The sequence below is a fragment of the Bradyrhizobium sp. CCBAU 11386 genome (assembly GCF_028128955.1).
In the GTDB taxonomy this organism is placed as follows: Bacteria; Pseudomonadota; Alphaproteobacteria; order Rhizobiales; family Xanthobacteraceae; genus Bradyrhizobium.
Map to the genome: position 1 here is coordinate 1 of NZ_LBKA01000026.1, position 10,357 is coordinate 10,357.

The 10,357-nt window shown below is 59.9% G+C and carries 8 protein-coding genes and 2 pseudogenes; 5 read left to right on the forward strand and 5 right to left on the reverse strand.

Translation table 11 applies throughout. From position 1 onward, the window contains the following. Positions 1-372 precede the first annotated feature (372 nt). Positions 373-1,053, forward strand: a complete 681-nt coding sequence (locus tag XI09_RS45705; RefSeq protein WP_333939036.1) for a hypothetical protein — start codon at positions 373-375, stop codon at positions 1,051-1,053. Between the two features lie 496 nt (positions 1,054-1,549). On the opposite strand, the gene XI09_RS06235 is transcribed toward XI09_RS45705, so the two are convergent. After that, positions 1,550-2,026: a DUF3833 family protein gene (locus tag XI09_RS06235; RefSeq protein ID WP_271566091.1), complete on the reverse strand. Its 477-nt coding sequence runs from the start codon at positions 2,024-2,026 to the stop codon at positions 1,550-1,552. A gap of 537 nt (positions 2,027-2,563) precedes the next feature. Between XI09_RS06235 and XI09_RS06240 the strand changes: the two genes are divergently transcribed. Further along, entirely contained in the window at positions 2,564-2,785 is a 222-nt protein-coding gene (locus XI09_RS06240) for a hypothetical protein (RefSeq protein ID WP_271566092.1), read from the forward strand. Positions 2,786-2,923: 138 nt separating this feature from the next. On the opposite strand, the gene XI09_RS45710 is transcribed toward XI09_RS06240, so the two are convergent. From XI09_RS45710 to XI09_RS06260, 3 genes and pseudogenes are all read right to left on the reverse strand, one after another. Next, the gene (locus XI09_RS45710; protein ID WP_333939037.1) at positions 2,924-3,994 is read right to left on the reverse strand and encodes an MFS transporter; all 1,071 of its coding nucleotides are present in this window, start codon (positions 3,992-3,994) and stop codon (positions 2,924-2,926) included. A gap of 23 nt (positions 3,995-4,017) precedes the next feature. Next, complete coding sequence (locus XI09_RS06255) at positions 4,018-4,722, reverse strand: MFS transporter (protein ID WP_271566093.1); 705 nt, start codon at positions 4,720-4,722, stop codon at positions 4,018-4,020. A gap of 300 nt (positions 4,723-5,022) precedes the next feature. After that, a pseudogene (locus tag XI09_RS06260) lies at positions 5,023-5,898 on the reverse strand (IS3 family transposase); the annotation flags it as partial. A gap of 227 nt (positions 5,899-6,125) precedes the next feature. Here XI09_RS06260 and XI09_RS06265 point away from each other — a divergent pair. Next, the gene (locus tag XI09_RS06265; protein ID WP_442869539.1) at positions 6,126-7,508 is read left to right on the forward strand and encodes an IS110 family transposase; all 1,383 of its coding nucleotides are present in this window, start codon (positions 6,126-6,128) and stop codon (positions 7,506-7,508) included. 2 nt (positions 7,509-7,510) lie between these two features. Here the strand turns inward: XI09_RS06265 and XI09_RS06270 are convergent. Beyond that, positions 7,511-7,768 (reverse strand): annotated as a pseudogene (locus tag XI09_RS06270) (transposase); the annotation flags it as partial. Positions 7,769-8,005: 237 nt separating this feature from the next. On the opposite strand from XI09_RS06270, the gene XI09_RS06275 reads away from it, so the two are divergent. Beyond that, entirely contained in the window at positions 8,006-9,343 is a 1,338-nt protein-coding gene (locus XI09_RS06275) for a DUF4011 domain-containing protein (RefSeq protein ID WP_271566095.1), read from the forward strand. Then, the coding region (locus XI09_RS06280; RefSeq protein WP_271566096.1) for a DUF2130 domain-containing protein at positions 9,249-10,357 on the forward strand (1,109 nt) is incomplete at its 3' end. The genes XI09_RS06275 and XI09_RS06280, both read left to right, overlap by 95 nt.

Genomic DNA, 10,357 nt, shown 5'->3' on the forward strand with positions numbered 1-10,357 from the left:
CGAAGAGGGGCTGCATATGAGCGAGTGGCTGAAAGCGCCCGGCGTCGAATTGCGGAGGTGATGCCATGCTCCAAGCCCCAGCCTCCATCACGATGAGACGCAGCCGCAGGAACGATCAAGCGGCGAATGAATCTCCATAGCAGTTCTCGTCAATCTGGGAACTGCGATGCGATATGTTGCGTACGCGGTCGATGCAGGAGGCGTTGTCTGTGCAGTTTATGAAATCGACTGCCCAACGAACAAAGACGCCCAAGCTCGATCCAAGAATTTCTTAGAAGCCACGCTACTGTTGAGGTGTGGGACGGCCCTCGCCGAATTGCTCGCCTGGTGCGTGAGAGCGGAGTAGGACAACAAAAGTGAAGGGCTCTGCATATGTCGCGCGGCCCCAGCTTCGGCCCCAACGTTGCCTATCTTGGACTCTGGTCAGTGGAGTTTTGCGTATGGCCTCGCCGTCCATCATTCCGAACGATCGCCTCGACAAGGACTTTTCTCGTCCTTGAGGACTTCCGAGACGGTGCGGCCTTCCGCGAGACCGACGAAGGCATCGACCATTCCACGGTGATCGGCAATCTTCTCGCCGGGCAATATGACCGGGTGCTCCGCGTGGTCGCGTTCAATCCGGTCGAGGGCTGGTCGCGCGAGGCGTCCGAGGACATCGCGCGCGAGCTCGAGCGCAGAATCGCCGCCGAGGATCACGTGATCTCGGACGGCTTGAAGGATTTCATCGAGAGCCAGCTTGGCCGCTCGATCGGCGTGCAGCTGGCGCTTCCACCCCGGTCCCAAAGCATCAAGCTCACCAACCAGACCGTGAGCGAGCAGCAGACCGCAATTCCAAGGTATGGCAATGCAATTGTCATCGGTCCCTCACTGACGAAATCCCGACGCTCAAATCGAGCGCAAGATTCGCATATTCGCGGGCGCGCGACTATCTCGTTCTCATGCCAAGCACATTCGAGTTCTACCTGCCCAGCTCCGGCCCCGATTAGTTCCACGAGATCAGGTATGACGGCTATCGCCTGCGCGTCGAGCGCAACGGCCGCACCGGGCGCCTGATCACCAGAACGGGCGCAACTGGACCGACCGTTTGGCGGCGCAGCGCAACCGCGAGCAGCAATTCGACATCGACGGCGAGGCCGTCGTGCTCGGCGTCGACGGTGTCTCCGACTTCAACGCGCTGCACTCGCGCCGGCACGACGAATAGGTGCAGCTCTATGCGTTTGTCTGCTCGCGCTCGGCGGCGAGGATCTGCGCCAGCTCCCGCTTCGAGATGCGCAAGACCTAGCCCGGCTGGTCGGCGGCCGGCCCGAAGGCATGTTCATCGCCCCATTCGAGAGCGGCGCGATCGGGCCCGACCTGTTTCGTGCAATGCAGGACGAGGACGCCTCCCGACCCCACCTGCCCAGACCCGGCCGCCGCCTTTGCGGCCGTGCCCTGCCGATTCAATAGCCGGAGACATCTGCCAGCAGTTGCCGACAATCCGCGCCCGCGGTTCGATTTTCGCTGTGCCCCCACCTGCTCTCGCCTGTGGCAATGGCAGACACCAGCGAGGCTAAAGCTTACGGTAAGTAACGTGCGCCGTCGCAAACGGGATACCAGCACGCCCAGCACGGCCGCGGACTATGCAAGCTCGTTCATCGATTCCATAAAACCAATTGTCGAAATTCAGCTTGAACGACCTACCGCCCCCTTGCGGCGTATCGCGCGTGTATTTCCAGTGGAATGCGCAACCGGCTTGCTCCCCAATGGCCTCACCCTCCAGTCTGTTTTCCAAGCCGGTGTACTTGCCTTCCTCACCCTTTCGGATCGTCCAATGCAGAGTATCGCTATGGCCATCGTCAAATGTATACGCCTCGGTGAACAGCACTGTATCAGTGTCGGCCTCTAGTTCGCCGTGACCAGCAATTGTTGCGCGCTTCAGTAGTCCGCCAACCAGACTTTCCAGCACTGCCCAACCTTCTAGCCGCCCTACGAAAAAACGTTCAGGAAGAAACAGCGGCGTTGTTCCTCTAAAAGCATCAATCGCCATTGGTAAACCCTTCGAAATGCGTCTAACGCATAAATCTCCTGGCTCGGGCTGGTTCCTAGCTGGCGGGAACATGCTCGGCTCGGAGCGCTCAAGCATCCGCCGCACGCCCTGTGCTTTTACGCGATGGGAATTTAGTACCGCTCAGCCGGTTCATTGTTTCAGATGCGTTTGGGGCTTATCGTAGGGGCGTATACAGCGCGCGACTTCAAAATATTGATTGCGGCTTCGCAGACCGCGGCCACGAAAGGGAGACGGCCGCCCTCAATATACTGGACGGCCACCAAAGGCTAAGTCGAGCGGCTGATCTCGGCCTTGGCGCTAGCATCGTAACTCGTAAGCGGCCGCTAAAGGCGCGACGAGCTAGCCGACTCAGAAGCTCTTTGAGGCCCGACGTTCGGTGTGGCCGCGCCGGCATCCTTGCCCAGCCGCGCCAAGAGAAGGTCTGGGCCGGTCGGCAATCTCTTGTCTTGAAACTCCGCGACTTCGGCGAGATACTTGGATCAAGTCTTGCCCATCATCATTCCGAGGAAGACGATCATGGCGATCCAGATCGTGATGGACAGTACCGGCGATAGCCGTCACTTTTTCGATCCAGACGACGCGCGAGAGCTCGCTAAGGCCGAACGGCGGTTCCACAAATTGACCGACGCCGGCTTCACCGCGGCAGTCCGGACGGGTCCGGGTCAAGTATCGCAAATGCGATCGTTCGACCCGAACGCGGAAGAAACCGTGTTCTTCCCCAGGCTGGTCGGTGGGTGATCGGCCCGCGCTATGTTGGGCTTCAGATCATCTCGCCCGCGTGAAGGCCGGCGCGCGAGAGCCATTCGGGCTCTCTTCATCAGACACGGCGCCGAACGAACTCCGGAGGGCCGCTCACTGCAGCTCTTGCGGGCGTGGCTATCGCCGCCCCAGCGTGCACCGTTCACGGAAAAGGGTTACTTCGAGGTCACCGGCGGCGATACTGGCAGGAAGTATAGGATCTACGCGGGCGCGTCGACGAACGTCTGCGAGGTCGACGAAAAGGGGCGCCCGATGCGCGGCCTGTGTTTCATGCCGCGTGGCAATCTGCCGGTCGGAGATGTTATGCTTTCCCAAAAGATCGCGCTGGAATGCAGCGAGAACCACGCGCTCGAGGTGGCCAGAAGGTTCGCACCGACTGGTTTCATGTTCAGGCGAAGTCGGCCCCTTGGTTGAGCCGCAACGGTCCTCGCTTGGACATCGGCGAAAAATTGACATAGCGGAGATCCAAGACGAGCTGACGTCGATGGGGACACCTTGCAAGGCCCGCATGACGACAGAAACCGGCGCCACTAAGCTCGCACAGGATCTCGTCCGACTGCCAAAGTTACCAACCGCGCGAGACAGGAGATGCTGCCCGGATGCGTTTTCGGCTGAGTGTAGACCGGCGGCCCTTGCCCCGTTCGCTCGACCAAGTATCAGTCTCTCCCATTGGCGAAGCCAAACCAGGCTAAAGGGAGCGCGATGACGCAGAGCGCCGCCATGGGAAAGAACGCCGCCCCCGGCATAGGAAGCATACAGTGCGCCGGACAATAAGGTCAGCACTGCCGTTAGCAATCCTGAGCCAAACGCATAGAGAGCTTGCGCAGTTGCGGCGACGCTTGCTGCGACCAGCGTTCCCATCATCCGCATGCAAGCGAGATGAAGGAGAGCGAACGTTAATCCATGCAACGGCTGTATCAGCGAGAGCAGCAACACGGAGGTGGTCACGCCCGCTACGGACCAGCGGACGATTCCAGCCGCAGCTGCCAAGATAGCCGCGCCACGCACGCCAAACCTATCCAGGAGTGTTGGACCGACCAGCATGAACACCAACACTTCAGCGACCACCGCTTCCGACCACAAAAAGCTAATCGCCGAAGTGCTGATGTCCGCATCGCTCCACCTAATCACTGCAAATGCATCGTGCACTGCATGACTGCCATAGATCAAAGCCGATGCGATAATCATGATGCGAAACTGCGACACGCTGATCAGAGCTTCAGCCCTGACACAGCGAAGGACGGCGACCTCTGCGATCGCGCTTGCCCAGGTAGCAATGCAGTGGCGCCAGTGGCGGCTATCAGGAAGACAGCGTTCATCCAGATAACCGGCGTGAGATCGGCTGGGCTGACGAGTTGTCCGGAGACCAGTGTTCCCAGGACGAAAGCCGCGGAGGCAGCCCCCCGTATCCACCCGTACTCGAATGGCCTTCCCGCGAAGCGAGGCCTCGCTGTATTGACCGATAACGCATCGGCGATCGGGGTGGTGGGGGCGAGAGCGGCAGCCTGAACCAACGCGACAAGGAGCAACCACCAGAATCTATCGGCCCAGAGCATTGCGACGGCTGCTGAGGCCGCCACGGCAGCACAGCCTGCGAGCACGAGGCGCAATGACCCGGGCTGATCCGCCAGCCTTGCAACCATCGGTCCGGAAACGAGCCGCGTCAGCATTGCGGCAGCGAGGATGAGACCGATCTGCTGAGACGCCAGAGCTCTCGTTTCGAAAAATTTTGGCCAGAACGGAGATGCGGCGCCGAACGCCGCGTAGAGGGCGACGTAGAGCACTATATAGGCGATGGGTGCGGGAATGCGCACAGGAGCCTTATCAGTTGCTTTACACGACGACTTGCGGAAACTCCCTCCGAATGAGCCGAATTTCGCCAGATTACCTACTGCTCGGTTCCAGCTTTGAGGCATCTGTCACTGTTGCTGGCGCCAGCAGAGCACCGTTGCGCCCTCGCATCGGCGGCGCTGCCATAGTGCTGTTGCTGCTGCTGGTCGTGGGCTAGCCAACTTTCATTCCGGGCAGCTGCAAGGAGTGCAACGCGAGCAGATCTTCGAGCGAGTCAACGCGCCAGACATCCTAAAGCATGACCGTCAGCGCATCATCATCCGCATAACGGAGATCGTTTCGCCGAAATTGTCCGGCGGTCCAGTGAACTGGTCCCGGTTGTCTGAACAAAACTTCCGCGTCGATAAGTGGAGCGTCTGCCGGGGTTAGGCCGCCGCGCGGAGCGGAGGAAGATCGAAGTAGGCTTGATCCGGGGTGCGGTCGTCAAGGCTCGAATGTGGGCGACGGCGATTGTAGAAGTCGAGATACCGGCCGATCGAGTTACGGGCCTCGCTGACGTTTTCATAGGCTCGCAGATAGACCTCCTCGTATTTGACGCTGCGCCACAGCCGTTCGACGAACACGTTGTCCCGCCATGCCCACTTGCCATCCATGCTGATGGCGATGCCGTAGCTGGCAAGCAGACTGGTGAACGCCGCGCCCGTGAACTGCGAACCCTGGTCGGTGTTGAAGATTTCCGGCCTGCCATGACGAGCGAGAGCATCCTCCAACGTCCCGACGCAGAAGGCCGCCTCCATCGTGATCGACAGCCGCCACGACAGAACACGGCGTGTCGCCCAGTCCAGCACCACGGCGAGATAAACGAAGCCGTGCGCCATTGGAATGTAGGTGATGTCCATGGCCCAGACCTGGTTCGGCCGCGTGATCTCGATGCCGCGCAGCAGATACGGATAGATCTTGTGACTGGGCTCGGGCTTGGTGGTGCGCGGGCGGCGATAGAGCGCCTCTATCCCCATCCGCCGCATGAGCGTCTTCACATGCCGGCGGCCGATCTTGCACCCCTGCAAAGCCAGCAGGCCTCGCAACATACGCGAACCGGCGAAGGGATACTCCAGATGCAGCCGATCGAGACGCTGCATGATCTCGAGGTCGGCTGAAGAGACTGGACGGGGCAGATAGTACACGCTGCTGCGGCTGACCTTCAAAATCTCTGCTTGCTTGGTGATCGGTAGATCGTGTTCACAATCGATCATCGCTTTGCGCTCAGCCATCCCGCCTTGGTGAGCGCGCCTCCTAAAAAACTATGCGCGACGCTGCGCGCCCCCTGTGGGATAGAAACGGGCAACCGCTAGACTGCGGCCGGAAGGGAGCGGCCGATACGATTTTGGTGGCACGTGACCCCGTCAAAAAACCTGGTCCATGGGCTGTTGCGCACTTGAGAGTGGTGACGCCATCTCGGCGATCCCGTTTAGGAATTTGAATGAATTGCGCAGCCCAGCCCTTCCGCCGGAGTCAGGAGGAACTACAGATGAATCCCAAAAGATCGAAGTCGAAGGACGGCGGTAAGATGCCGATGGTGCACCCGAACGCGGCTGCCATCGACGTTGGCGCCACCATGCATATGGCGGCCGTTAGGGCAGATCGCGCACCGGAGCCAGTCCACAGTTTCGGTACCTTCACGGCCGATCTGCATCGGCTGGTCGACTGGTTTACGGAATGCGGCGTCGAGACCGTCGTCATGGAATCGACCAGCGTCTACTGGATTCCAATTTTCGAGCTTCTCGATGCCCGGGGATTTACGGTGTTTCTTGTCAACGCGCGGGATGCCAAGCACGTGCCGGGGCGTAAGACCGATGTCAGCGATGCGCAATGGCTGCAGCGGCTCCATTCATTCGGGTTGCTGCGGGCCAGCTTTCAGCCCAAAGGGCAGATTGCCGAGCTGCGAGCCTACGTGCGTCAGCGCGAGCGTCTGCTGGAGTACGCGGCCTCACACATCCAGCATATGCAGAAGGCCTTGACGGAGATGAATCTTCAGCTCCACCACGTCGTCGCCGACATCACCGGCGCGACCGGCCTGCGTATCATACGCGCGATCCTTGCCGGCGAGCGCGATCCCGAGGCGCTGGCGTGCTTGCGCCATTACAGTTGCCACTCCAGTGCCGAGACGATTGCGAAGGCGCTCACCGGGAGCTACCGCGCCGAGCATCTGTTTGCGCTCGAGCAGGCACTTGCGCTTTACGACACCTACCACGAGAAGGCATCTGCCTGCGACGCCCGGATCGAAGCCGTGTTGAAGGAACTGAGCAACCATCGCGGTCGTGGTCATGGACCAGCACCGCCGGCCTCGCTGCGTCGGAATCGAACCGATCAGGCGAACGCTCTAGCTTTCGACGTCCGCGAGGCGCTATTCGCGTTGCTGGGAAAAGACATCACCACGATCGACGGCCTCGGTCCTTACCTCTCGCTGAAGCTGATCGCTGAATGCGGTGACGACCTCTCCTCGTGGCCAAGTGCAAAGCATTTTACCTCCTGGCTAGGACTGGCGCCGAGCAACAAGGTCTCCGGCGGCAAAAGGCTCTCGTCCCGAACGCGCCGATCCGGCGGCCGGGCGGCGGCACTTCTGCGCCTTGCTGCCGTCACCGTCGGGCGCACCAATACTGCGCTCGGCGCCTTTTACAGGCGACTTTCATCGCGCATCGGTAAGGCCAAGGCAGTGACCGCCACGGCCCGCAAGATCGCAGTTCTGTTCTACAATGCTGTGCGATACGGAATGGACTATGTCGATCCCGGGGCCTCGTCCTACGAGACGCGCTACCGGACGCGAGTGGTCAACAATTTGCATCGGCGTGCCAAGGCATTCGGCTTCGTTCTCCAGCCCTTGGAGCCGAACGTCGGCGAGGCTGTTTCTTAGGAATCGTTCTCCAGCGTCAGCTCTCCGATCTTGGCGTGCAGCGACTTCACATCGACCGCGGGCGTGGCCGGTGTCCCGCCTCCCGGTCCGAAAATATCGGAGGCGCCGCCCTCAAGCTGGGATTTCCAGGCCGTAATCTGATTGGGATGAACGTCGAAATGCTCCGCCAACTGGGCTATCGTGCGATCGCCCTTGACGGCGGCCAGCGCCACCTTCGCCTTGAAGGCCGGTGAGTGGTTCCGGCGCGGTCGTCTGCTCATGGTTTCTCCTGTTCACGGCGATTATCGCCGCTGTCAGGCAGAAATTCCACTTATCGTCCTGTCCAAATTTGTGGAGCCGGCTCTCAGCCTCTATGGGCAACGTGCGAGCTTAACTCGCGAGCCGATTCGTCGCAATCCAACACGTCGCCAACCAAGCTACGCATCACATCCGCAGCTTAGATCTGAAGTTGGACGCGGCATTCCTGGCTGGCATCAATGCGTCGAGGCGAGGCCCAATTGCGCATACATGTGCATGCCGCTGGCGAAAAGCTCGTCGAAAGGATTGTCGAGCTCAATCTGCTCCCGCCCTCGTACTGGGGCGGCGTTAACGCAACGCCTGAGCTACTGGCGGCCTTCGTCAGGCCGACCGATCCCAGCGTCGACGTTATCCTGCGGGAAGCCTCGGGTAAGCTCGCCGCGGCCGGCCGAGACGACGCGATGGACGGCTATCGCAAGAAGACCAAGACCAGGGCCTGGGAAATCGCCGATGCTGTATGGGCCGCTCTAGTTTCACACTCGATCGCCTACGTCCTTCCTCCGAAGAGTTTCGAGCGTTCGGGCCAACAGATTCGGGGACCGAGCGAAATCCTGTCTCGCAAGGTCGGCACCTGTCTGGACCTCACTCTCCTCTACGCGTCCTGTCTCGAGCAGGCAGGTCTGAACCCGGTGCTTATCCTAACCGAAGGCCACGCCTTCGTTGGCGTGTGGCTTGTGGATGAAGACTTTTCGAGGCTTGTGACCGACGATCCGCAGATGCTGCGCAAACGCGTGCAGCTCGAGGAGATGGTCCTGGTAGAGACAACGATACTCACCGGGTCAAACCCAGGGCGGTTCAAACAAGCCGTCGATGCGGGAGCAAAGCTGATCGATGAGGACGCGACCTCCCCGTTCGAGCTCGCTATTGACGTCAAGCGCGCGCGAAGCGCCAAGATCCGGCCACTTGATCTATCGGGGTCCGGCGGGCCGACAATAACTCCTTCTGGCGCACCGTCCGTCTCGCATGAAGTCGGCGAGATACCACAATTTGAAGAGGATCTCGACAAGCCCCGTGAACCCGTTTTCGAACAGAATCTAGATCGGCTTGAGGTTTGGAAGCGTAACCTCTTGGATCTCACGCTGAGAAACCGCCTACTGAACTTCAAGGATGCGAAATCCACCATCGCGATCGAATGCCCTGATGCGGCGATTCTTGAAGACAAGCTCTCCGGGGGAAATCGCTTTAAACTGCTCGGACGGGCCAACGTACTCAACGGAAGTGATGGACGGGATACTGCGCTGCTCGCACACCGCCTCCAGGACGACGCTCGGAAGGATTTCATTAGTGATGCGCTGGTCCGCGGCGAGCTCCACACCGCCGTTTCAGAGACCGAGCTTGAAGGTCGGCTAACGGACCTTTACAGGGCCACTCGGCTCGCTTTTGAAGAAGGCGGCGCCAACATTCTGTACCTCTGTCTTGGCTTTCTAAAGTGGACGCCCCAGGATGCTCGAAGAAACACGCCGTCGTTTTCAGGAGGAGTTGGCCAGCAAGGATACGGAGGTCGCCCGCAAGGTCGAAGCCTTGCGCGAGGAGCGTGAACAGCTCGCAAGGGCACGCGAGCAGATCGAAGACCAGGTAGCCAAACGACTTTCTGCCGAACGAACTGCGATCGTGGCAGCAGAAGCAAAGAAAGCTCGCGAGGCAGCCGCTGCGGAATTGCAAGCCAAGGAGACGGAAGCGAGCGAACTTCGCCAAAGCCTTGCGGCAAACAATGCCAAGCTCGCCGAGGCACAGCAGGCTCAGGCCGAGTTGATGCGCAAGCAACGGGCACTTGATGAAGAGAAGCGTGAACTCAATCTCACGATTGAAAAGCGCGTTCAGGCCTCGATCGCTGAGATTCAAGCCAAGGCTCGCCTGGAAGCTGACGAAGCGGCTAGATTGCGCGTCTTGGAGAAAGATCAAACCATCGAATCCATGACACGGACCATCGAGGAGCTGAAATGTAAGGCCGAGCAAGGTTCTCAGCAATCCCAAGGTGAGGCGCTTGAGCTCGAACTTGAGGTACTGTTACGCGGACGTTTCCCCACCGATCTGCTCGAACCTGTTGGAAAGGGCGAGCTCGGAGGCGATGTCGTCCAACAGGTCAACGGCTCGATCGGCCAATCCGCCGGCATTATTCTCTGGGAGTCTAAACGCACGAAAGCATGGAGCGATGGGTGGCTCGCGAAGCTGCGCGACGACCAGCGGCGTTGTGGCGCCGACGTTGCCCTCATTATCTCGCAGGCTCTTCCGAAGCACATCGAGCACTTCGACTTGATGGACGGGGTGTGGGTTGCGCACCCGCGCTACGCATTACCTGTTGCTGTCGCACTCCGCCAGACTCTCATCGAAGTCAGCGGATCGCGAATGGCGCAGCAGGGACAGCAAACCAAAATGGAGCAGGTCTATCAGTATCTGACTGGAATCAAATTTCGGCAGCGGATGGAAGCTGTTTTCGAGAAGTTCAATGACATGCGAGAGGACTTGGACTTCAAACCGAGTGAGGTCGCTCACCCAGGACGGCCGCAGGCTCCGTCGTTATACTCGGCGTTGGCTGGTCGAACGCTTCTTCG

Coding starts and splice junctions, on each gene's coding strand:
- XI09_RS45705 (WP_333939036.1), top strand. CDS start 373: ATGTCGCGCGGCCCCAGCTTCGGCCCCAACGTTGCCTATCTTGGACTC.
- XI09_RS06235 (WP_271566091.1), bottom strand. CDS start 2,026: ATGGCGATTGATGCTTTTAGAGGAACAACGCCGCTGTTTCTTCCTGAA.
- XI09_RS06240 (WP_271566092.1), top strand. CDS start 2,564: ATGGCGATCCAGATCGTGATGGACAGTACCGGCGATAGCCGTCACTTT.
- XI09_RS45710 (WP_333939037.1), bottom strand. CDS start 3,994: ATGATTATCGCATCGGCTTTGATCTATGGCAGTCATGCAGTGCACGAT.
- XI09_RS06255 (WP_271566093.1), bottom strand. CDS start 4,722: ATGCCTCAAAGCTGGAACCGAGCAGTAGGTAATCTGGCGAAATTCGGC.
- XI09_RS06265 (WP_442869539.1), top strand. CDS start 6,126: ATGAATCCCAAAAGATCGAAGTCGAAGGACGGCGGTAAGATGCCGATG.